Source organism: Parashewanella hymeniacidonis (assembly GCF_016900895.1).
Classification (GTDB): domain Bacteria; phylum Pseudomonadota; class Gammaproteobacteria; order Enterobacterales; family Shewanellaceae; genus Parashewanella; species Parashewanella hymeniacidonis.
The window spans coordinates 1-20,420 of record NZ_JAFEUN010000085.1; the positions used below are offsets into that span (position 1 = coordinate 1).

The 20,420-nt window shown below is 41.1% G+C and carries 29 protein-coding genes; 26 read left to right on the forward strand and 3 right to left on the reverse strand.

Annotated elements, in window-relative coordinates; translation table 11 throughout:
- Positions 1-336 precede the first annotated feature (336 nt).
- From JQC92_RS15725 to JQC92_RS15835, 23 genes are all read left to right on the forward strand, one after another.
- A complete protein-coding gene (locus JQC92_RS15725) occupies positions 337-1,131 on the forward strand; it encodes a hypothetical protein (RefSeq protein WP_205000528.1) in 795 nt (264 codons plus the stop codon).
- Between the two features lie 143 nt (positions 1,132-1,274).
- Entirely contained in the window at positions 1,275-1,610 is a 336-nt protein-coding gene (locus tag JQC92_RS15730; protein WP_205000529.1) for a TrbC/VirB2 family protein, read from the forward strand.
- Positions 1,611-1,616: 6 nt separating this feature from the next.
- Positions 1,617-1,958, forward strand: a complete 342-nt coding sequence (locus JQC92_RS15735; protein WP_205000530.1) for a VirB3 family type IV secretion system protein — start codon at positions 1,617-1,619, stop codon at positions 1,956-1,958.
- Positions 1,955-3,028 (forward strand): VirB4 family type IV secretion/conjugal transfer ATPase, encoded by a 1,074-nt coding sequence (locus JQC92_RS15740; RefSeq protein WP_205000531.1) that lies wholly within the window; start codon positions 1,955-1,957, stop codon positions 3,026-3,028. Before JQC92_RS15735 ends, JQC92_RS15740 begins: the two co-directional genes overlap by 4 nt.
- A gap of 12 nt (positions 3,029-3,040) precedes the next feature.
- Entirely contained in the window at positions 3,041-4,420 is a 1,380-nt protein-coding gene (locus JQC92_RS15745) for a TraG/VirB4 family ATPase (RefSeq protein ID WP_205000532.1), read from the forward strand.
- Positions 4,417-5,175, forward strand: coding sequence for a type IV secretion system protein (locus JQC92_RS15750; protein WP_205000533.1), 759 nt, complete (start codon positions 4,417-4,419; stop codon positions 5,173-5,175). Before JQC92_RS15745 ends, JQC92_RS15750 begins: the two co-directional genes overlap by 4 nt.
- Positions 5,176-5,317: 142 nt before the next feature.
- Complete coding sequence (locus JQC92_RS15755; protein ID WP_205000534.1) at positions 5,318-5,575, forward strand: EexN family lipoprotein; 258 nt, start codon at positions 5,318-5,320, stop codon at positions 5,573-5,575.
- Positions 5,576-5,647: 72 nt separating this feature from the next.
- On the forward strand, positions 5,648-6,598 hold the full coding sequence (locus JQC92_RS15760) for a TrbL/VirB6 family protein (RefSeq protein WP_338049518.1): 951 nt from the start codon (positions 5,648-5,650) through the stop codon (positions 6,596-6,598).
- Entirely contained in the window at positions 6,595-6,759 is a 165-nt protein-coding gene (locus JQC92_RS15765; RefSeq protein ID WP_205000536.1) for a hypothetical protein, read from the forward strand. The genes JQC92_RS15760 and JQC92_RS15765 overlap by 4 nt, the downstream gene beginning before the upstream one ends.
- Positions 6,749-7,465, forward strand: coding sequence for a VirB8 family type IV secretion system protein (locus tag JQC92_RS15770; RefSeq protein ID WP_205000537.1), 717 nt, complete (start codon positions 6,749-6,751; stop codon positions 7,463-7,465). The genes JQC92_RS15765 and JQC92_RS15770 overlap by 11 nt, the downstream gene beginning before the upstream one ends.
- Positions 7,466-8,395, forward strand: a complete 930-nt coding sequence (gene virB9, locus JQC92_RS15775) for a P-type conjugative transfer protein VirB9 (protein WP_205000538.1) — start codon at positions 7,466-7,468, stop codon at positions 8,393-8,395.
- Positions 8,395-9,528, forward strand: a complete 1,134-nt coding sequence (virB10, locus tag JQC92_RS15780; protein WP_205000539.1) for a type IV secretion system protein VirB10 — start codon at positions 8,395-8,397, stop codon at positions 9,526-9,528. Before virB9 ends, virB10 begins: the two co-directional genes overlap by 1 nt.
- Complete coding sequence (gene virB11 / locus JQC92_RS15785) at positions 9,506-10,507, forward strand: P-type DNA transfer ATPase VirB11 (protein ID WP_205000540.1); 1,002 nt, start codon at positions 9,506-9,508, stop codon at positions 10,505-10,507. The genes virB10 and virB11 overlap by 23 nt, the downstream gene beginning before the upstream one ends.
- A 148-nt stretch (positions 10,508-10,655) precedes the next feature.
- Positions 10,656-12,503: a type IV secretory system conjugative DNA transfer family protein gene (locus JQC92_RS15790; RefSeq protein WP_205000541.1), complete on the forward strand. Its 1,848-nt coding sequence runs from the start codon at positions 10,656-10,658 to the stop codon at positions 12,501-12,503.
- Entirely contained in the window at positions 12,500-13,180 is a 681-nt protein-coding gene (locus JQC92_RS15795; RefSeq protein ID WP_205000542.1) for an LPD7 domain-containing protein, read from the forward strand. The genes JQC92_RS15790 and JQC92_RS15795 overlap by 4 nt, the downstream gene beginning before the upstream one ends.
- Entirely contained in the window at positions 13,164-13,313 is a 150-nt protein-coding gene (locus tag JQC92_RS15800; RefSeq protein ID WP_205000543.1) for a hypothetical protein, read from the forward strand. Before JQC92_RS15795 ends, JQC92_RS15800 begins: the two co-directional genes overlap by 17 nt.
- 2 nt (positions 13,314-13,315) lie before the next feature.
- On the forward strand, positions 13,316-14,317 hold the full coding sequence (locus tag JQC92_RS15805; RefSeq protein ID WP_205000544.1) for an ArdC family protein: 1,002 nt from the start codon (positions 13,316-13,318) through the stop codon (positions 14,315-14,317).
- A gap of 154 nt (positions 14,318-14,471) precedes the next feature.
- Positions 14,472-14,648, forward strand: coding sequence for a hypothetical protein (locus JQC92_RS15810; protein WP_205000545.1), 177 nt, complete (start codon positions 14,472-14,474; stop codon positions 14,646-14,648).
- 184 nt (positions 14,649-14,832) lie between these two features.
- A complete protein-coding gene (locus tag JQC92_RS15815; protein ID WP_205000546.1) occupies positions 14,833-15,228 on the forward strand; it encodes a DUF7674 family protein in 396 nt (131 codons plus the stop codon).
- A 3-nt stretch (positions 15,229-15,231) separates the two neighbouring features.
- Positions 15,232-15,531 carry a hypothetical protein gene (locus JQC92_RS15820; protein ID WP_205000547.1) on the forward strand — a complete coding sequence of 100 codons (300 nt, stop codon included), beginning with the start codon at positions 15,232-15,234 and terminating at the stop codon, positions 15,529-15,531.
- Between the two features lie 10 nt (positions 15,532-15,541).
- On the forward strand, positions 15,542-16,159 hold the full coding sequence (locus JQC92_RS15825) for a hypothetical protein (RefSeq protein ID WP_205000548.1): 618 nt from the start codon (positions 15,542-15,544) through the stop codon (positions 16,157-16,159).
- Between the two features lie 3 nt (positions 16,160-16,162).
- Positions 16,163-16,498, forward strand: a complete 336-nt coding sequence (locus JQC92_RS15830; protein WP_205000549.1) for a hypothetical protein — start codon at positions 16,163-16,165, stop codon at positions 16,496-16,498.
- A gap of 73 nt (positions 16,499-16,571) precedes the next feature.
- Positions 16,572-16,916, forward strand: coding sequence for a hypothetical protein (locus JQC92_RS15835; protein ID WP_205000550.1), 345 nt, complete (start codon positions 16,572-16,574; stop codon positions 16,914-16,916).
- Positions 16,917-16,998: 82 nt separating this feature from the next.
- Here JQC92_RS15835 and JQC92_RS15840 read toward each other — a convergent pair whose 3' ends face one another.
- Positions 16,999-17,625 carry a relaxase/mobilization nuclease domain-containing protein gene (locus tag JQC92_RS15840; protein ID WP_205000551.1) on the reverse strand — a complete coding sequence of 209 codons (627 nt, stop codon included), beginning with the start codon at positions 17,623-17,625 and terminating at the stop codon, positions 16,999-17,001.
- Positions 17,618-18,139, reverse strand: a complete 522-nt coding sequence (mobC, locus tag JQC92_RS15845; protein WP_205000552.1) for a plasmid mobilization relaxosome protein MobC — start codon at positions 18,137-18,139, stop codon at positions 17,618-17,620. Before mobC ends, JQC92_RS15840 begins: the two co-directional genes overlap by 8 nt.
- 311 nt (positions 18,140-18,450) lie before the next feature.
- Here mobC and JQC92_RS15850 point away from each other — a divergent pair, with 311 nt between their 5' ends.
- From JQC92_RS15850 to JQC92_RS15860, 3 genes are all read left to right on the forward strand, one after another.
- Positions 18,451-18,807, forward strand: a complete 357-nt coding sequence (locus JQC92_RS15850) for a helix-turn-helix domain-containing protein (protein ID WP_205000553.1) — start codon at positions 18,451-18,453, stop codon at positions 18,805-18,807.
- Between the two features lie 13 nt (positions 18,808-18,820).
- A complete protein-coding gene (locus JQC92_RS15855) occupies positions 18,821-19,342 on the forward strand; it encodes an ImmA/IrrE family metallo-endopeptidase (protein WP_205000554.1) in 522 nt (173 codons plus the stop codon).
- Positions 19,343-19,507: 165 nt separating this feature from the next.
- Entirely contained in the window at positions 19,508-19,645 is a 138-nt protein-coding gene (locus tag JQC92_RS15860) for a hypothetical protein (RefSeq protein ID WP_205000555.1), read from the forward strand.
- A 94-nt stretch (positions 19,646-19,739) separates the two neighbouring features.
- Here the strand turns inward: JQC92_RS15860 and JQC92_RS15865 are convergent, their stop codons facing one another.
- The gene (locus tag JQC92_RS15865) at positions 19,740-20,315 is read right to left on the reverse strand and encodes a DUF4917 family protein (protein ID WP_205000556.1); all 576 of its coding nucleotides are present in this window, start codon (positions 20,313-20,315) and stop codon (positions 19,740-19,742) included.
- Positions 20,316-20,420: the final 105 nt, after the last annotated feature.

Consider the following 20,420-nt stretch of genomic DNA (forward strand, 5'->3'; position numbering starts at 1 on the left):
TAGCAGGTTGGGAAACGATTTGGGAAGGTTGGGATACCCTTCAATCTTATGTCGTTGGATATAGGATGGCGAAAGAAATGCTAGCTGACGGAGAAATGCACTAAGATCTGATCAAGAGACAGCAGTATATCTGCTTATAGCACTTTCTTTGCAGCAATAGGCACTGTAGGCGCATTAGTATTTGCATTTTGGCAAAACGCCCAAAATAGTATTAATCAACAAAGAATTGAAACTCAACAAAATGACCTTTGGAATGAGCAAAAAAAGCTCATAGCATTTCAAAGGTTTCAAGGGCATAAAGAAAGTTTCCTCCACCAGTTAGAGCAACTGGAAGCAGTGCATAGTATTCATTTTTTTGATAAAGAAAACTTGTATCGCAATATTTTTCCAAAAAATAATTTTGAAACATGTGAATTTGAAGTACATATGCAAACTTCAGAAGCCGACATTATAGCAGGTTCATTACAAGACATTTGTTGGGCGTTTGAGCATATAGAAAAGCGTGCAGAAGCACTTGGAAACCTTGATGATGCAAAGCGGTATAACGAAGTCCTTAATTTAATAGGAACTATTCGTCAGCTAGGTTCAATGATTAAGGTGGATTTTATTAAAAGCAGGGAGTTCGGTGACGTATTTTATAATCACCTCAATGAGTTATACGTGTTTAATCTATTTACTCCTGATAGTACATTAAATACCTATCGAGATGTTGTTTCAAAGTTATTACTATTTACAAATAATTCAAAACTACCATCAGATAGATCCTTACTTAGCACTTCGTATTTTAGAGATCCTTTACTCAATTTGGTCATTGATAAGAGACCTCAGGTTGGTTTAGGGTTTCATAATCTACAAGAATATCACTTCGACTATTTAATAAAATGCTATAACGTTTTTAAAAATAATAGAGATATCCGAGAGATCAACAGTGAATATATTGAGTTGTCATTAATTCTCACTGATAAAAACAATGCAAAAGAGCTAGTTCAGTCGGAGGCAAGGTTGTGCAAAGTAATTGAAAAAACTCTTGATTCATTAAATATTTTATTAAAAAAAGAATCTAATAATCAATATCTAGAAAAATTAGCTTTCGAAGGAAGTAGCAGTATATCAACCATAAAATCTATATAGTTACAAGTGATAACGCCAATGTCGTTACTAAAAACATCCCGTCCTAAAAGGTTTATGGGTAGAGGCTATAAACCTACCTAATAACTAATCTTAGCCATAAACTGCCTTTCAAACAAACTCTCTAATCCGAAGGAGAGCAAGGAATGAAAGGCTTTTTCGTTTCTAGCCCTACAACAAATACTGTTTCAGCTATTCGGCCATATCGATTTGTAATGGCTCAACTCTGGCTGCTTTTTCTTCTATTCCTATTTCCCGAAATCGCTTTCGCTAACCCAATCACTGAGGGGGTTAATTGGGTGATGAACTTGTTGACCAATGGCATTGCCCGAAGTGCGGCGGTGATTGGGATAGCGATTTTGGGATACCTAGCGTGGTTTGGTCGAATTACAGGCGAAACCTGCGGCAAATACATTGCCGGTATCGTGTTGGTATTCGGCGGTACCACCATTGTCGACATGATTATTTCAGCGGTGAAATAGAGGTTGATGATGAATACATTAGAATCCAATCGACATGATCCTTTATTTGTTGCCGTCACTCGCCCTGCGATGAAATGGGGTGTCACCTTAGATGCCATTATTGTCGCTAGTGCGTTAGTTGCTGTGCTGATGATAGCCAGCAAAAATCCGTTAACTCTACTGCTTTACCTTCCTATCCACGGCGTGATGTATGTGTTGTGTCTGCGTGATCCACGATTGCTTAGACTAATGTTGTTATGGCTAAAAACCAAGGCTAAGTCGATAGCGTGGCGTCAGTTTGGCGCAGCTACGGCTTGTCCTTATCGTAATACTCGTAGCCGCAATTCCATCTTGAGGAACGGTTTATGAATAAGTCAGTTCCTAAGCATATCTGGCAGGGTGAAAACGAAGCGGCTGAGTTTATTCCCTATCAAACTCATGTGGATGAACACACCATTAAAACTCATAGTGGCGACTATTTGCAAATGATCCGCTTGCAAGGTGTGGCGCATGAGTCGGTAGCTCCAGAACAGGTTTTACTTTGGAAAGAGCAGTTGAATTTATTACTGCGAAATATCGCCAATCCTCAAGTTTGCGTTTGGACGCACTTAATTCGTAGAGAGCACAAAGTGTTTCCTCACGGTGACTTCAAATGCGATTTCGATAAACAGCTGAATGACAAATACGCCAAACAGGTTTGTCAAAGTCAGTTGATGATTAATGAGCTGTATTTAACTGTTATCTATCGCGGCCAGTATCAAAGTGTTTCAGCTTGGTTTGGTAAATCTAAGAGCATGTCACAAGAGCAAGCTATTGAAGAAATCAAACGAGCGAGTAATACACTCAATGAAATTGTCAGCACAGTATTGGCGTCATTATCCGATTATCAACCACAACGGCTCGGTACGTATTTTTCTAATGGCGTTTGGTATTCGGAGTTGTTGACCGTTTTGGATTATTTGGTCAATGGTGAGTGGCAAGCCAGAGCATTACCGAAAGCCAATATTTCACATTCGATGATGCGGCAACGACCACTGTTTGGTGGTGACACTTTTGCATTAAAGGGCATTACGCAAACCCGTTTTGGATCTTGCTTGGGGATCTCGGAGTACCCTGAGCGGACGGAAGCGGGTTTGCTTAATGTTCTATTGTCGGCACCTTTTGAGTTGGTGCTAACGCAAAGCTTTCAGTTTTTATCTAAACCTGTATCAACCGAACTGCTGCAACGCCAACAAAAACGTCTACATACCACAGGTGACTTTGCCCATTCGCAAATTGATGCCATTGACTCGGGGCTGGATGACATTACCTCAAATCGTATTGTCTATGGTGAGCATCATTTGGTGTTAGCTGTGCTTACTGATTCAAACGCGAAATTAGAACTGCATCTGTCACAGCTCAAATCCGAGTTGGCTGATATGGCCGTCATTCCCGTTTGAGAAAGTACGGCATTGGCCGCAGCTTTTTGGTCACAATTGCCTGCTAACAGTCAATATCGCCCACGTCCAGCGCCGATATCCTCTAAAAACTTTGCTGGATTTTGCAGTTTTCATAATTATCCATCAGGGAAGATGGCAGGGAACCAATGGGGCACAGCGGTGACTTTGTTTAAATCAGCTTCTGGCTCGCCTTACTACTTTAACTTTCACGAGACTAACATTCACAAAGTTAACTTGCTTGAACACAGGAGGAACAATAGCAATCCAAGTCGCAATCACTCTAAGGAAACCACGCTCAAGGATGAGCACCACGCATTAGGCAATACCTTAATTATTGGTGCATCGGGTAGCGGTAAGACTGTGCTGCAAGGTTTCTTAATTTCGCAAAGTAAGAAGTTTGAGCCAACCCAAATCATCTTTGATAAAGACCGTGGTTTAGAGGTTTATGTACGAGCTTGTGATGGTTTGTACCTGCCATTAAAAATGGGTAAGTCGACAGGGTTTAATCCGTTTCAGTTACAGGACTCACCCGCAAATAAACTGTTTCTCAACCGACTTATCAGCAAGTTATGCGGTGATGACCTAACCCATACTCAGCAGCAAGAAATCGCTAATGCTGTGAATGGTGTGATGAGCCTTGAACAGCAAGATAGACGCTTAAGCCGCTGTCTGGAATTTCTCGATCCCGTTGACAATGACGGTTGTTATTCCAAATTACAAAAATGGTGTCAGGGCGGTGAATTAGCTTGGGTATTGGATAATGATGTTGATGAGCTTTCCGTCGATAACCAAACTTTGCTGGCCTTTGATGTTACGGAGTTTTTAGATACTCCTGAGATCAGAACGCCGATTGTGATGTATCTGTTTCATCGGATTGAAAGCTTGATTGATGGTCGTAGACTGCAAATCATCATGGATGAATTCTGGAAGCTACTTGCAGATGAGTACTTTGAAGATCTCGCCAATAACAAACAAAAGACCATTCGTAAGCAAAACGGCATTATGGTTTACGGCACTCAGTCAGCCCGTGACGTACTTAATTCACCAATTGCGCATTCATTAATCGAGCAATGCGCCACGCTCATTTTAATGCCAAACCCCAAAGCCAGACGTGAAGATTACGTCGATGGCCTGCATCTTAGCGAACGTGAATTTGAGCTGATTAAAACGGAACTTCAACCCAATTCACGCCAGTTTATCGTCAAACAAGGGCAATCCAGCTCGGTTAACACACTGGACTTGAATGGCTTTGATGAGGAGTTAGCGGTGATCTCGGGTACCACAGACAAAGTGGAGTTAATGACGCAGCTGATTGAGCAAGTGGGTGATGAATCGAATGCTTGGTTGCCGCTTTATTTTGATGCTTTACGAGATAAGCGAGGTGGTAAATGAACAGGATAAAGTCACTGGGTACCCGTTTTCACGGGTACGACGGCAAAGGCACAACGCTCGTCATTCCCGCATGTAGTAAGCGGGAATCTAGCGACTTTTTCTTTTTAAAGATTCTAAAGGCACTGGGTACCCGTATTCACGGGTACGACGGAATAGTCATAGCTGTGATATTTCTATCTACATCAGCCCAAGCTTTTCCCGTGATTGATGCCGCTAACCTGCATCAAAATATCATTCAAGTGAAACACATGCTTGAGGAAATCAATACTCTCAAACAGCAAGTTCAAACGGCAAAATCGCAGCTCAATAGTATTAATGGCGTTCGTGGAATGGCAAATAGCATTGATTCGATTTATGACATTAGCGTCAAAGTTGATCCTAACCTGACGTTAAACAAACAAGGCATACATAACAGCGACTGGTTAAAGCTCGGCGGCGATGTCGCAGGTTTATACGATGACGTTAATCGTTATCGAGGTCGCTGGTTTGGACAAACCCAAGTGTCATTGCAACAAACTCAAGCTCGTTATCAGCAACTCATGAGGCTGATTGAAAAGATTAATCAAGCACCACAACAAAAAGACATTGAGGATTTGCAAGCTCGGATAAATGCCGAGGGCGTAATGCTGCAAAACGAACAAGCCAAGCTGCAATTACTTAATGCCCAAGCGCAGGCCAATGATGCGTTAACGCAACAAAAAATTACCCAAATGGCGATTGAATCAGCGGGTGAATTAAAACCGATTGATTGGTAATGATTTTGCCGTCATGCCAAGCGAAGGCTGGCGTCCAGCGCCTTTTGTTTAAAGTTTCTGAAAGACACTGGGTTCCCGTTTTCACAGGAACGATAAGAAGCATGGAGCATAAATAGAACAAAGACAAAAAAGAGGTATCTGCATGAAAACATCAACACTGATCTTACTTTCTATCGCCGTTATCACCGTGACAGCTTGCTCTCAACCTGAGCAGAAAGTCGACCAAGGACACACGGTATCTTGGTTTCTCAAGCATAACGAAATTTTAGATCAGACTTTAAAGCTCTGTAGCGATGACCCCGCTAAATACAATAAAGAGCCTGATTGCATTAATGCGCTACATGCGGCTAATCAACGCTCAGCGGGTGAGTTACATCCCATCGATTGGAACAAGGAGTAGAATCCTGTGGCCGCTAAAAGCAATCTGTATCAGGGCATTTTCGACCTAGTCGACAAGGCACTGCACGACTATGTGCAGCAAGGCTCTGAGCGGTTGATTCATTTCTTGGTACCACTGTTTTCCAGCTTGATGATCATCTGGCTGGCGATATGGGGTTATGCCTTGATGACTGGTCGCAGTGAAGCACCATTGCAAGAAGGCTTTTATCGAATCTTGCGCATTGGCTTTATTTTGGCATTGGGATTAACCGTTGGTCGCTACAACCAAACCGTTGTTACTTTTTTAAGCGATACCCCACAAACTCTCGCTTCGATTGTGTCAGGCGGTCACTCGATGGATGCGGCGCATTTGCTAGATCAGTTATTTAGTCAGGTGTTTGCGCTTGCCGATAATGCGTGGAAACAGGGCGGGGTTATGAACGGTAACTTCGGTATGTACTTTATTGCCGTGGCGGTATTACTGATTGGCAGCTGTTTAACCCTGTTGGTGGCGTTCTTTATTCTGCTGAGCAAAGTGATGGTCAGCATTTTGTTGGCAATCGGCCCTGCTTTTTTTGTCCTCTTATTATTCCAAGCGACACAACGATTCTTCGAAAGTTGGCTCGGCATGGTACTCAACTTTGGTTTTGTGTTGTTACTGGGTGTGACATCGGGGCAATTGATGGTGTCAGTCGCAAACAGTTACCTTCATAAAATTGCTGCAAATCATGCGGCGATGACCACACTCAGCGACAGTTCGATGCTCTGCATTGTATTGGGTTTGTGCATTTTGGTGATGAAACAAATTCCAGCCATGGCCTCGGCGTTAGGCGGCGGGGTCGCAATTGCCGCCAATGGTGCGATTGCTAATAGTCTGCACTCTTTACGGCCAACCACACTCAGAAATCAATACCGCACCCTAAGACGAGACATGAACTATACCGGACAGGCGTTAGCGGCACCGGTTAAGCCGTTAGGTATTGGGTATCAGGCATATCAAAAACGCTTTGGTAGTAACAGCATTTCGGGGAGAACACATCAATGAGGAAAAGCATCAATAAAGCCCTAATGGTTATTGCTTGTTTGTTGTTAACCCATTGCGCCAGTGCGCCTAAACCGCCGCATTGTCATTATGATGGCAAAGGGCTAAAACCTGTCAACCATACGCCAGTCAAACTCAAGCCGATAGGTCAGCATGATGAATGATAAGGCGCTGCTTAAGCAGTATTTCAATGAAGCCAGAAGCTGGGATACTGAGCTGAGCGTTCGGATCAAACAATCAGAAAAAAGAGCATGGCGTTGTTGTTTGTTATTGACCTTAATTGCCGTGCTACAAGGCATCGGTTTAGTTTGCCTGTTACCGCTTAAAACCATCGAGCCATTTGTTATTCGAGTCGACAACAACTCAGGTTTAGTGGATGTGGTGTCTACTTTAACCAGCCATGGCAAGGTTAAGCAGCAAGCTCAGGAAGTGTTGGATAAATACTGGCTGGCACAATATGTTCGCCATCGTGAATCTTATCAGTGGGAAACTCGGAGTTACGACCGAAAATTAGTCGGCTTGATGTCGGTCGATAATGTTCAGCAAGATTTTGCGCTACACACTGATCCTAAAACCAACCCGCAAGCATCCATTTCCATTTATGGCCAACAAGCTCAAGTGGTGACTCAAGTAAACGCCATCAGCTTTATCGCTAAAGACAACGTTAACACTGAGCAGCGAGTCACGGCTTTAGTTCGTTACGCCAAACAAATAAAACGAGCAGGTGAAACGCATCCGCTCACCCATTGGGTAGCAACCATTACCTTTGTGTATCGCAATGCGCCGATGTCATTGCAAGACCGACAATTAAATCCTCTCGGTTTTCAGGTGTTGAGTTATCGCAACGATCAAGCAACAGGAGGGGATTAGATGCAACGCTTTTCTTGCTCTATATCTCGTCGCACTCGTGAAAACGGGTGCCCAGTGCTTTTTGCTGTGTTTAAAAACATAAGTCGCTGGATACCCATTTTCATGGGTATGACAGCAATGGTTATTTGTGCTGAGGCTTTCGCCCTCGAAACACCTCACTCAGGTCATTTCGATAGGCGAGTTAAACACATCAATTACAATCCGCAGCAAGTGGTCAAGTTGGTCGGTCATTATGGCTTTTCCACCGATATTGAGTTTGGACAACACGAAACCATAACTCAGGTTGCTATGGGTGATACCGATGCGTGGGCAATCACTCCCGTTGCTAACCATATTTTCATCAAACCTAAAACACAAAAGGCCGTGACCAATATGACGGTGCTGACTGACTCAAATAAAGGTAGCCACGTTTACAATTTCGAGCTGAGTGCGCACTGGTCACAACATGGTGCTCATCCAAGACCCAACGATATGATGTTTCAGGTGCAGTTTTTGTATCCTCAGCAAGTCAAAGATTCACAACGGAAAAAACAGCAACGTCATCAACTCAGACAACGGCTTCATTCCGTTCAGGCACCTAAGGTGAAAAACCAAAATTACTTCTATAAAGGTGATACAGAATTGCTGCCTGTTTCGGTGTTTGATGATGGCCGATTCACTTACATCACCTTTAACGGCAAACAAGATTTCCCAGCAGTTTATACGGTTGGCAGTGATGATAAAGAATCTCTGGTGAACTCTAATATTAATCCTGCATTTCCCTACACCATTATCGTTCAGCGCATTGCGAAACAACTGGTACTTCGTCAAGGTAATAAGGTGTTGTGTTTGTTTAATCGCTCGTTTGACTCAGAGCAAGCCGCTGACTACTCGACCAGTAATATCTCAAACGTGAAGCGACACCTGAAAGTTCTAAAAGGAGGTAAATAATGGACGCCAGTTCAACGCCCAATCAAGGAACTGAACCCGAAACCTTGGAAGATTTACCGCAGCTGGGAGCGTCGATTTCCCGTAGGCCGCAATTCAACAAAAGTATATTATTGATATTGGCATTGGCTGTTGTCGGGTTATTGGTTGTCATCAATGGCGGTTTTACTCATGGCGAAACGCAGCAAAATATCAATCATCATTACACCATTGCTGACCATTTAGGCAAACCGCCTGAGTTACCTAAAGCTTCTGACCACTCAACAAGCAATAGTACAGATACAGCAAAGCCTGACATTCTGCATACGGGTAATATTGCCACTGAGCCGCACTATACGGTTTTGGGGCATTCCAATAAAACACCGCTGACACCGAAGCAGCGTAAGCAGACGGATGCTTTACTGGCATTTAGCCAGCCTCGAATGAACAAAACTACTGATACACAAAGTCAGCGAACTCAATATCAAAATCCTCATCAAGCATCTGAACTCACGTCAGAACTGCAACAAAAGCTGCAACCAACCAAGTTATCAGGCAGTTTAGCCAGTCGTATTGTTGACCCGAATTTATTCATCACCAAAGGTGCGTTTCTGGACTGCATCTTAGAAACGGCCATCAGCTCCGATGTGCCAGGCATGACCCGTTGCCAACTCAGTCGAGACATTTATTCCACTAATGGCAAAGTGCTGTTGCTAGAAAAAGGCAGTCACATTGTCGGCCAATATCAAGGTGGTTTACAGCAAGGTGTGGCTCGGATCTTTGTGTTGTGGGATCGCATTGAAACGCCTAACGGAGTGATTATCGATTTGGATTCTGCAGGAACCGATACCTTGGGGCGCAGCGGACACAGCGGCTTTATCGATGGTCATTTTAAACAGCGTTTCGGCAGCGCCATGTTACTCAGTCTGATAAATGATGTTGGCCAGTACGCTTCCAATAAGGCCAACAGCGGTAATAAAAATCAAATTCAGTTCGGTAACACCATTGGCGGCACCAAAGACTTAGCCTCGATTGCATTGCAAGACTCCATCGGTATTAAGCCAACTTTACTCAAAAATCAGGGTGAGCACATCAATGTGTTTGTCGCTCGTGATTTGGATTTCAGGAGTGTCTATGACTTGCAGCTTGCCCAATGATGGTCGCAGTTTAGCGTTAATGGCTTATCTTAAAATGTTAGATAAATTTTTAACGATGAAGTCAGTCACTGAAATTGTGATTAATCAGCCGCAACAAGTGATGACTGAAACGGCACAGGGCTGGCAACAGCATAACGTAGATGCACTTAATTTTGATTACTGCCAGCACTTAGCCAAACTCATTGCCACTTACTCAGGGCAAAAGCTGGATTCAAGTCATCCAATATTATCGGCTACTTTACCCAATGGTGAGCGAGTTCAAATCGCAATACCGCCAGTTACCTTGTCTGGGCGTATCAGCTTCACCATTCGTAAACCCGCTGAGGTGTGCTTTAGCTTAGAGGATTATCAGCAGCAAGGTTACTTCAGTCAATGCCACTTATCTGAAACCAAATACAATGATGATTTAGCCAAGCTTAAACAGCAAGGCGATATCAAAGCGTTTCTCGTACAAGCGATTGCAGAGCGCAAAAACATCATAGTCTCAGGGGCGACAGGCTCAGGCAAAACCACGTTCTTTCGCTCTTTATTGGAGTTAGTCCCCAAGCATGAACGCTTAATCTCGATCGAAAATGTCGATGAGTTGCAGCTTCATCGTTCTCATACCAATAGTGTAAGTTTGTTTTATTCCGCAGGGCAACAAGGCATTGCACCAATAACTCAAAAGCAACTGCTAGAAGCGAGTTTACGAATGAAGCCCGACCGTGTGTTTGTCGCTGAACTCATTCGAGGCGATGAAGCGTTTTACTTTTTGCGCAACATCAACTCTGGTCATCCGGGCAGTATCACCACTATGCACGCTGGTAGCCCACAACTGGCATTAGAGCAATTGGTGCTGATGCTAAAGGAATCGCAAGCAGGCAGTTCACTTTCAAGAGAGGACATTAAACAGCTACTGTATTTGTGCGTCGATGTGATTGTGCAAATAAAAAATATCAACGGTAAGCGGTTTGTGAGTGAGGTTTATTATGGTGGTTGAGATTTTCTTGCCGTCATACCAGCATGTTTTTAGCTGGAAATGAAATAACGACAGTTTTGTATGTCGATAATCCAGTGTCTTTGGTTGATTCGAGAAAAGTCGCTAGGCACCCACTTTCGTGAGTGCGACGATAGAGCAGAGGTAATGAATGAAAATATTGCATACAGCTAAGTGGCTATACTCAGGATTGATAGTTTTAGGTTTGTTATTAAGCCTTTGGCTCAGCAGCGCCATTTATCTGTATTTTGCGCATCTTAACTATCACCAAGCCACGCCATTTACGGTGTTCGAGTACGGCTACTATTACGGACACGACAGCAAGACAAAATTTTGGTTAACACTTGCGGTAGTCTTTGGCTTCGCGCCTTTTGCATTAATGATAGCCGCAAGGTTTAAACCCAGAAAACAACCGCTTTATGGTGTCGCAAAATTCGCTACCCAAAAGGAAATTCAACAAGCAGGGCTGTTAAGTGATAAAGGCATCGTTGTTGGTAAACAAAAGCAACTATTCAAACAAAAGTATCTACAGTTTGCAGGGCAACAGCATGTATTGATGTCAGCACCAACTCGCAGCGGCAAAGGTGTTGGTGTGGTCATTCCCAATCTACTCACTTGGCAAGACTCAGTAGTGGTACTGGATATCAAGCAAGAAAACTGGAACATCACGGCTGGTTTTCGTAAAGCGCATGGACAGCAATGTTTCCTTCTCAATCTTGCGCCACGAGATTATCAGAGCCATCGCTGGAACCCGCTGCATTACATTTCTGACGACCCCAGTTTTCGCATCAACGATATCCAGAAAATTGGCCAAATGCTGTTCCCCAATATCGATAATGAAGCCCCTGTTTGGCAAGCCTCAGCACGTTCATTGTGGCTAGGTTTAGTGTTGTACCTTATCGAAACTCCACCCTTGCCTGTGACTATGGGCGAGGTGATGCGACTGTTGACTCAAGGAGATGAATATCTGGCGCAGCAATTGGAAATGCGCTTGGATTCTGACTTTGGTTTATCTAGTCAATGCTTGTTAGCTCTGAAAGAGTACCTTGATACGCCAGAGCGCACTCGTGGTTCAATTCGCAAAAGTTTCACCTCTGCATTAGAGCTATTTTACAACCCTGTGATTGATGCAGTTACTTCAGAAAATGACTTTGATTTACGGCAGCTTCGAAAACAAAAATTATCTATCTATGTCGGTGTCACCCCTGATGATTTAACCCGTTTAGCGCCGCTGATTAATCTGTTCTTTCAGCAATTGATTGATCTTAATACCAGAGAATTACCTGATCAGAATCCACATCTGAAACATCAAGTATTACTGCTGATGGATGAGTTTGCCGCTATCGGGAAAATCAGCATTTTGAGTCGTGGCATCAGTTATGTCGCAGGTTATGGGCTGCGATTGCTCACCATCATTCAATCACCGTCACAGTTACGAGAGATCTACGGTCACGATGGCGCTGAAACCTTGATGGAAAACCATGCGCTGCACATCGTGTTTGCGCCGAAAAATCCCAAAGTGGCGAGGGAAATATCCGAAACCTTGGGCAATAACACCATTCATAACCGTAGTCGCAGTCGTCAATTATCAGGCAAAGGCGGCAGAAGTGAGAATATCAGTGATCACCAAAGAGCGTTGTTATTGCCGCAAGAGATTATTCAGTTAGGACAAGACAAGGCATTGCTGTTATTAGAAAACAGCGCTCCCATAAAATGCAGCAAGATCCGCTGGTATCAAGATGCACAGTTGATGATAAGGGGGAATCAAGGGGATAAGGTCTTGTGGAAATCACCGATTATCAATGAAGTAAAACCTAGAACTTCACCTGTTATTCATTTCAGAGCAAAAACAAAGCAAGACAGCGATGACACAGGCTGTTCAAATGTTACCACTTCGTCCTTTAATCACCATCCACAGGATGAGTCTGAACTTTCTGAAGCCGATTTAAATCAGTTAGTCGATGCCTTTAGTCACCAAGTTGTTCGAGGTAGAGAATGAGTGATAAGCCAGAATTAACACCCGAATCAAAACCAAGGCTAAATAGCATTGAATTGATGAAGAATAAACAGAATGCAGATTCGGTTCAGACTGAAAATGTATCTGTATTTCCTGCTCTCAGTAAGCAATTGAACAAAGTAGACTGCTATCAAAAGTCACAAACTGAAAAGTCAGAGCTACCTGTTAGCCTGAATCATCGTTATTTCTCGATTCAAAACAAGTTTTACTTTCGCTCACCACCCCAGTCATTGGCTTTCACTGATAAAGGTATAAAGCTGCAAACAAGGTTCACCAATAGCAAAGTTGTGACTGATTTATTGACAATTGCTTCTAATCGGCAATGGACTGAAATTCGTTTATCGGGTTGTCAGGCATTTAAAAAAGAAGCTTGGTTTCAGGCCAAATCGCAAGATGTTCATGTTTCTGGTTATCGACCAACAGAAGCAGATTACAAGCGGCTTTCGCAGCTTCAAAAAACAGCATCAAAATCAGAACATCAATGTTCAAAAACAAAAAACGTAGCAGATATAGCTAAAGAGGTAGGCCAACATTTACCAAAACAAAGTCGGCAGAAATTTTTAGATAAGGTAATGCAAAAATTCGGACTTAAACCTAAACATATTCACGATAAAACTAACCCCAAAATAAAGGAGCAGCAACATGAGCTTGAACGATAAATTACTTGCACTCAACAGTGCAGGAAAAGAAATTGAGCTGACTCAAGAGCAAGCGGAAGATTTAGGAGCCGTTGAAGAAACTGCAATCACGGAAGAAGAGGCTATTGAGTCGACCCAAATAAATGAGGCCTAGTTATGGCGTGTAATAATCAAAAGCTACCTTATTATGAGCGTATCGCTAATGAGCTAATTGAACAACTTAAAGTCGGTGCAGCACCTTGGCAGGTTCCTTGGGAAGCAGGTATACCAAAAATGCCGCATAATCCGATTAGTGGCACTCGTTACAAAGGTGCCAATGCCATTTGGTTGGCCATGCAAGGTAGAGGTGATCCTCGTTGGATGACTTACAAGCAAGCTCAAGGTTTAGATGCACAAGTGCAAAAAAGTGAACGAGGCACATTGGTTCAATACTGGAAGCTGTTTGATAAAGTAATAAAAAAGGACAGTAACGATAAACCTATTTTAGACAGTGACGGCAAGCCCATTAAGGTCACCATAAAGCTAGATAAGCCCAACGTGTTCTCGGCCATTGTGTTTAACGCTGAACAAATTGAAGGCTTACCAGAGTTAGACATAAAAACAGAACCTGACTGGCAACGCCATCAGCGAGCAGAAAAAATCATTTATGCTTTAGGTGTGCCCATTCATCATGATCAACATGACAACGCCTACTACTGCCCATCAACTGACAGTATTCATCTACCAAAACGAGAGCAGTTTGAAACCGCTGACCGATTTTACGCCACGATTTTGCACGAATGTGGCCATGCCAGTGGCGCCAGTCATCGTTTAGACCGAGACCTAACTGGCCGCTTCGGTGATGAGTCCTATGCAAAAGAAGAACTCAGGGCTGAAATCGCTTCGCTTATGTTAGGTGACGAACTGCAAATAGGTCACGACTATGGCCAACACGCCGCCTATGTTGACCACTGGGTAAAAGTTTTACAAGGTGATCCCAAAGAAATTTTACGAGCCTCAAGGGATGCTGAGAAAATACATGATTTTATGCTGGAGCTTGAGAATGTGAATGAAAAGGTCGTTTCGCTGAATCAGCATCGAGATAGTCAGCCTAAAAGTGTTGTTGAGTTGGCTGGGAGGTTGAAAGTTAGGGAAGCGGGGGAAGAGTTGGAGAGATAGATGGTTTGTTTAAAAAACTATCAATTAAATCAGAGGTTATATCTGTTGAATATTTTTGGTGATAACATTCAATTGTTTTTAAAATATTATAAAAATGTTATTTGTTAGCGTTTGCTAAGAATGCTGAATTGTTGTCGATTCATTGGAGGATATTATGAAAAAGGAACTTAAAGAAGATGTTGTTATCAATAGCTTAATGGCAACAGGTATGCTAACAAATTTTGCTCTTCTTCAATCAATGAAGCAATCTAAAACACTTACAGTAATGGTACTTACCGGTCTTGCCGCTATGGGCGTTTTCTTTCTATTCTTATCTTCAATAACAGGGTAGAAAAATCATGAAAAAGAATTTCAATCTAGTTGGGTTGGGTGTATGCGCCATTGGTATAATCTTTAATATATTTACTCAAGATTTTATTGGATTAGGTGTTTTTTCTCTTATAGCTCTAATTCTATGTTTAAAGCTATTCAGAAAAAAATCAGTTTGAAAGTTATTATTTTCATAGTTGAAGCAAATGTTAAATGATTTCTTTCTTGAGTTCAGGCGCAATTTTCCAGATTTTACGGTTCAGGTTGATTTAGCTTATATCAAACGCTGGAGTGAAACCGTTGACCCTGATCTCCTTTGGTTTTGGTTCGAGTCAATAGCTGACGTTCTTAATAAGGCTATGAAGAATAAAGATCCAGTAGCCGATTATTCGTATCTTTTTGAATACTTTTCAGAGAAATACAGAATAGGAAGTGAAGATGAAAAAGCCTGCATTGATAAGAGCATAATTGAAAATTTATTTTGGAAAGTGTCACCATCAAACTCAAAGCCTTATTGGGAAAAACTACCTGATAATTTACAGCAACTCTATAAAAGCTTTTTCAACAAGTCACCTATGAGATATTTCGAAGAAGGATTTTAATTAATGGAATCAATATTACCAGCTCTATCGCTGCTTGGAGTGTTCGGGCTGCTGATTGCGATTAACTTTTCTGAAGTCTCTGCTAATCGAAAGAAAATGAAACAAATCGAAAGAAAAATCGATATATTGCTTGAGAAGCAAGGGATATCGGTAAACAGTGAAGCGTTTATTCCACTTGACGTTCTAGAGGCTTTAAAAAATAACCAAAAGATAAAAGCTATACGTCTATATCGACAACAAACAGGATCGAGCATATTGGAAGCTCAAAAAGCAATTAATTACTACCTCGGTAGTAAGGCTTAGGAAGGTGAGTATGAAATTTGATAGAGAAAAATACTCAGTTTGGAAATTGCCCAATTTATTACTAATCCATTGGGTTATTAATCCAGCACTTGCTTTTAATGAACTCATTCTCGGGCAGCGCTTACCTAAAATTACCTTAATAGATAAAACCAGCGATGCTCCGCTATTAGAACGTCAATATATTCCTTGTCCACACTGTGAAAGTTTGCATGATGCGCGCCTTTGGTCAAAAAGGAATGCGTTTGGGCATTGGTTTGGTTATGTCTGTCCGTCTTGCTCTGAGAAAATTCCCTGTTTATGGAACTTAACAAGCCTGTTGATACTCGCCGTAACGTTTCCGATTTGGGTGCCAATAAAACATTTTTGCGAGTCAAAATGGTTACAATTTGAAAAACAAAGGTTATCAAAAGCACAGCATCAACCACTGGTTAAAGCATCTCCAAAGTTATGGCTTAAACTAGGTGTTCTTTTCGGTTTAATCATGTTCATCGTTACATTAATGGCGAAGGGGGCAACAGGAGGAATAGACCCACAAAACATTCCTTTTTATGCCCTTGTAAACTTTTCTGCTGGCGCTTTTGTTGGCTTGATGATGAAAGTATTTTTAGGCTGGAAAAAGAAGCGCTAATTGATGAGTTTTAAAGCTGTTGAGCTGGAAGAGCATTGGTTAGATGGGAATCGGTTTCATCTAAAGTACCATCGACTTTCGACTAAGCTAGAAATTAGGGTTGATGATGAATTAGTACATTCATGTCACTTGTACTTTCGACCCTTGTATAAAGCTTGTTTTAAGGTTGAGGACATTGAGTATCAGTTATCAATAACATGGTTTTTGATTTGGCGCTCGAAGCTGAAGAAAAATGATAAGGTCGAGATAGGTGAGCTTTTTCCTCGAAGGCGGAGAAAGTCAGTAGTGATGCTGGGGTATCTCACAACGGTGGCTTGTTTAAAGGTACTCCTGCTTTAGTAGCTCTGTCTAGCTTATAAAAAAAGTAGGAACCCAACATTATTTTCAACGCTTAATTTTAAGGGAATATATCATGGAATGGTACTTCGCAGTTGCAGTTATTATTGGGACATGTGCACCAGTTTTTCTTTATCGAAAAGAAAATTTTTCCCCTGAAAATGTACTGAGGGACGAGGGGGATCATCTTTTGATCTTAGGTTATCCAAGGTACATATTTTCTAAGCATACAGGAAGAGCTCTCAAAAAGTCGTTTGTTCATAAAATTCAAATAGCAGATCAGATAGTGACCTTTTTCAATGAAAGTGATAATGCCGTTGATCTGATGCTACCTAGTAATGAAATTGCAGAGCCTATTTTTCAACGAGCTAAGAAGCTCTTTCCAGAGGCTGAATATATTGAAATTAAACTTCTAAAATAATGACAGTGCGATGAAAGAGTGCTGTCATTTATGAAACGAAATGCTCTCCAAAGCTTTTAAATTAATAAGCCCATGTGGATAGCTATCGTTGAAGTTGTTGTACTGGATTTACTCTGTACTTAATTCTTTTCAAACTAGGCGTAGCTTCAGCCGCTACGCCTAACCTCTCCAATTCACAAGCAAATTGTTCTCTCCAGATTTGAGGTTGTCCTTTTTTGATGTGAAGACGCTTACCATCAAAGCCTAAGTTTTTGATGGTGAGGTGAACGTGTGGGCTGTCGGTATCAGTATGCAAAGCAAAGACATATTGGTAATTATTGGCAAAAGTCTTTTTAGCGAAAGCTCTGGCGGCTTGCTTTACCGATTTTGGTTCAGTGCCGTTGGGCATAGAAAGTACAATGTGGGTTGTGTGGCGAGTGTTGGATTTAGTGGAACTGGTATCGTTACCCCATTGCTTTGCCATTTGGTGTAAGTCGTCAGTGTCTTGATAAACTTGCCCAAGTTCATCTTCGACATCAAGCTGGCCGTTACGACTGATGTATTCAAAGTGGCTTTGGATGTGCGCCATGTTTTTACAATGACCACTGATCTTAACCATGACTTCAGGCGGCTTTTTATTGTAATGCCGAAGCGATTTTATGCGGTTAGATTTATGTCTGACATCTCCAGAAAGTAAGCCTGAGATTTGATCTTGGAATTGATCAGTCATGGATATTCCAGCGGTGACGGTTTTGATGGAGCAGTTTATAAACTTTATGTTTATGCAGGTTAATTTGTTCGGTTAACCCTTCAATCATTACTTTGGTGATTTTATCACTTTCTCTAAATTCGATATTGAGCACTCTGGCTATTTGGTTCAGGTTGCGCCCGATGGCGGCGAGTTGGCGATTAGAGTCTCTAAGTACACCCATTTCTTCTTTAGTGAGTATTGGTTCTCGATAAAGGTTCGCCATGACCGAAGCATTTACCCAGCTTGTTTCACTTAAGTAGCCCTCAGACTTTGCTCGATAGCTCAGCTTTTTGTGGTTTTCATTTGATAGGCGGATGGTGATTTTATTATTTCGATTTTCTCGAAAGTTGTCAGTGTTTGACGCTTCAGGTGCTACTCGGTTGATCAGCATACGTAGCATTTCTGATTCGCTCATACCATGAGATTGACAGAAGTTTTTCCAGTTAGATTTTTCAACTTCAGTTAGCAATGTTTTAGTTAAATTGACTCCCATATTTCACTCCTCAATTGTAAGAGAGGGCTGTTATGGTTATGTCATGCCGTTTTATAAATTGCTAGGTTTAGCTTGGTACTTTGGCGGGTATAAATGGCTTTAGTACCAAATGCCAGCATATTTGGTACTAAATGCCATCTTTTTGCGAATCCTGCATTAGAAATTAGAGTATGGACTTACTGAAAACTAATTTACAAAAAGTGTTGATTAATTTACTCGTTTGTGAGATATTGAAACTGCGATAGTAAATCGTAATATGTTCTAGTTGTTTAAATATAATAATAAAAAAATAGAGTAAACGGAGATCGGCTATGTTAACACCATTTGGAAAAGCTATTCGTAAGCTCCGCATAGATTGCTCAATGACCTTGAAAAAAATGGCTACAGATGTAGGAGTAAGCTCAGCTTATTTATCTGCGATTGAAACAGGGAAAAGGCAACTCACGGATGAGATATTTAATAGCATTGTAGAAACATTAAAGTTGGATATTGAGGTTGTAAAGCAACTCAAAGTTGCGGCAGATATGTCAACTGATGTAGTGAAAATAAAAAGCAGTTCAAGCTCTGAAAAAGGTAAAGAAACTGCTGTAATGTTTGCAAGAACATTTGATTCATTATCAGATGATGATTTTAACGAAATTATGAATGTTCTGGAGAAGAACAAATGAAATAGGTAACTGTATGTCCGGTATAAGAAGAAAGGTAAACCCTTTAAGTCGTGCCCAAATTAGGGAGTACGCTACAGCATTAAGAGCTTTAGCACATAATCAATCTGATTATATGGATGTGATAGCTCTTCTTGAGTTCGTTTTACCCTCGAACATAAGTAATTTTGAATATGACTTTATCGAGAAGGGAAAAATGAAAGGAAATCTTGGAATAACAATTCCTGATGAAAACAAGATATACATCAGAGAAGATGTATATGATGGCGCTTGTGAAGGTGATGGACATCATCGAATGACCATTGCGCATGAGATAGGGCATCTACTATTACACAAAGGATTACCTTCTTCTTTTGCAAGAATAGATGAAGACATCAAGATACCTGCCTATCGTTGTAGTGAATGGCAAGCAAATTGTTTTGGAGGTGAGTTACTTATACCTTCTATCAGTGTAACAGAGTCAGACAATGCTTATTCATTAGTTAAAAGGTTTGGAGTTTCTATGAGTGCAGCAGAAATACAGCTAAGGAAAAAATAAAGTCTTGGAATGTTTTGCAGAACAATCCAAGACTATACAAATACGAATGTAGCCTGAGAGGCATTCGTAACTTGCGTTACTTACATATTTCAATTTGAATGCTAGCATTCATTTTTATAAGTCGCAAGTAAATAACCTCTCTTGGGTGAGGAGGTGACATGTACTATGTCGAAAAACAAAATAGCGCCTAAAGGGTTTAAATGGGTTTTTTGCCGTTATCGTAGAGTAAAAAACTCAGATAAGTATCTTGATGCGCATGACTATGGCTATGAATCTTGGAGTTTTTTAGTTCCAAGCAAATAACTAGTTAAAAAGGAAAAGCTCATATCCATTACTTGAGTATGAGCTTTTTTATTGGATTCTAAAAGAATGCATAAATTAAACGCACTGAAAACGATTATCTCCAAATAGGGGCTGTTGATGCGTCATAAAATACTACAGGAACATCAATGAATCTGGTTGCATTCGCTTTACTAACTTTATTAGCATCTGATGATTCGTCCCCAAAAATGCTTACGTATACTTTACTAATATCACTATTATTTATTTGGTCAAAAATGTGTTTGTCATTCTCATCAATTGAATGACCATGGATAAATAACTCACCACCTAATTTACCAAGTGATTTATAGCAATCATTTAAGTAAGGGTTATGCTTGATTTTTTCTAGTTTCTTTTGGCTGCTAGGTTCTGATACGAAAAGAGGAAAATTGCCTAGATCTAAATTATCACGTACTTTGTCAATAATGCTAACGTCATGATCAGCATTAAATCTATGCTTTTCAATTTTTGAACCCGTATCATAAAGATGTAATCCACCATGTAAAAAATATACATTTTGGTCAGCTCTATTTGTCCATTCAGTATACGTGAAACCATCTCCCTTATTTCCATAACCTATAGGAATTATTTCAGTTTTATTTAGAGCCCAATACAGAAGCAAATCATAATTTAATGGGAACCCATCAAACATGGGTAACAAATTAAGAAGAAAAATCTGAGGAGAAAAGCTTTATTTTTGAGATAATAAGTCAACCACGACAACTATCAAAATAAAATGGCGATTCTGAACAAAACA

Bases quoted from the DNA above. Each gene is read 5' to 3' on its own strand.
- JQC92_RS15730 (WP_205000529.1), top strand. From the start codon at position 1,275: ATGAAAGGCTTTTTCGTTTCTAGCCCTACAACAAATACTGTTTCAGCT.
- JQC92_RS15735 (WP_205000530.1), top strand. From the start codon at position 1,617: ATGATGAATACATTAGAATCCAATCGACATGATCCTTTATTTGTTGCC.
- JQC92_RS15740 (WP_205000531.1), top strand. From the start codon at position 1,955: ATGAATAAGTCAGTTCCTAAGCATATCTGGCAGGGTGAAAACGAAGCG.
- JQC92_RS15750 (WP_205000533.1), top strand. From the start codon at position 4,417: ATGAACAGGATAAAGTCACTGGGTACCCGTTTTCACGGGTACGACGGC.
- JQC92_RS15755 (WP_205000534.1), top strand. From the start codon at position 5,318: ATGAAAACATCAACACTGATCTTACTTTCTATCGCCGTTATCACCGTG.
- JQC92_RS15765 (WP_205000536.1), top strand. From the start codon at position 6,595: ATGAGGAAAAGCATCAATAAAGCCCTAATGGTTATTGCTTGTTTGTTG.
- JQC92_RS15770 (WP_205000537.1), top strand. From the start codon at position 6,749: ATGATGAATGATAAGGCGCTGCTTAAGCAGTATTTCAATGAAGCCAGA.
- virB9 (WP_205000538.1), top strand. From the start codon at position 7,466: ATGCAACGCTTTTCTTGCTCTATATCTCGTCGCACTCGTGAAAACGGG.
- virB10 (WP_205000539.1), top strand. From the start codon at position 8,395: ATGGACGCCAGTTCAACGCCCAATCAAGGAACTGAACCCGAAACCTTG.
- virB11 (WP_205000540.1), top strand. From the start codon at position 9,506: ATGACTTGCAGCTTGCCCAATGATGGTCGCAGTTTAGCGTTAATGGCT.
- JQC92_RS15790 (WP_205000541.1), top strand. From the start codon at position 10,656: ATGAAAATATTGCATACAGCTAAGTGGCTATACTCAGGATTGATAGTT.
- JQC92_RS15795 (WP_205000542.1), top strand. From the start codon at position 12,500: ATGAGTGATAAGCCAGAATTAACACCCGAATCAAAACCAAGGCTAAAT.
- JQC92_RS15800 (WP_205000543.1), top strand. From the start codon at position 13,164: ATGAGCTTGAACGATAAATTACTTGCACTCAACAGTGCAGGAAAAGAA.
- JQC92_RS15805 (WP_205000544.1), top strand. From the start codon at position 13,316: ATGGCGTGTAATAATCAAAAGCTACCTTATTATGAGCGTATCGCTAAT.
- JQC92_RS15810 (WP_205000545.1), top strand. From the start codon at position 14,472: ATGAAAAAGGAACTTAAAGAAGATGTTGTTATCAATAGCTTAATGGCA.
- JQC92_RS15815 (WP_205000546.1), top strand. From the start codon at position 14,833: ATGTTAAATGATTTCTTTCTTGAGTTCAGGCGCAATTTTCCAGATTTT.
- JQC92_RS15820 (WP_205000547.1), top strand. From the start codon at position 15,232: ATGGAATCAATATTACCAGCTCTATCGCTGCTTGGAGTGTTCGGGCTG.
- JQC92_RS15825 (WP_205000548.1), top strand. From the start codon at position 15,542: ATGAAATTTGATAGAGAAAAATACTCAGTTTGGAAATTGCCCAATTTA.
- JQC92_RS15830 (WP_205000549.1), top strand. From the start codon at position 16,163: ATGAGTTTTAAAGCTGTTGAGCTGGAAGAGCATTGGTTAGATGGGAAT.
- JQC92_RS15835 (WP_205000550.1), top strand. From the start codon at position 16,572: ATGGAATGGTACTTCGCAGTTGCAGTTATTATTGGGACATGTGCACCA.
- JQC92_RS15840 (WP_205000551.1), bottom strand. From the start codon at position 17,625: ATGACTGATCAATTCCAAGATCAAATCTCAGGCTTACTTTCTGGAGAT.
- mobC (WP_205000552.1), bottom strand. From the start codon at position 18,139: ATGGGAGTCAATTTAACTAAAACATTGCTAACTGAAGTTGAAAAATCT.
- JQC92_RS15850 (WP_205000553.1), top strand. From the start codon at position 18,451: ATGTTAACACCATTTGGAAAAGCTATTCGTAAGCTCCGCATAGATTGC.
- JQC92_RS15855 (WP_205000554.1), top strand. From the start codon at position 18,821: ATGTCCGGTATAAGAAGAAAGGTAAACCCTTTAAGTCGTGCCCAAATT.
- JQC92_RS15860 (WP_205000555.1), top strand. From the start codon at position 19,508: ATGTCGAAAAACAAAATAGCGCCTAAAGGGTTTAAATGGGTTTTTTGC.
- JQC92_RS15865 (WP_205000556.1), bottom strand. From the start codon at position 20,315: ATGTTTGATGGGTTCCCATTAAATTATGATTTGCTTCTGTATTGGGCT.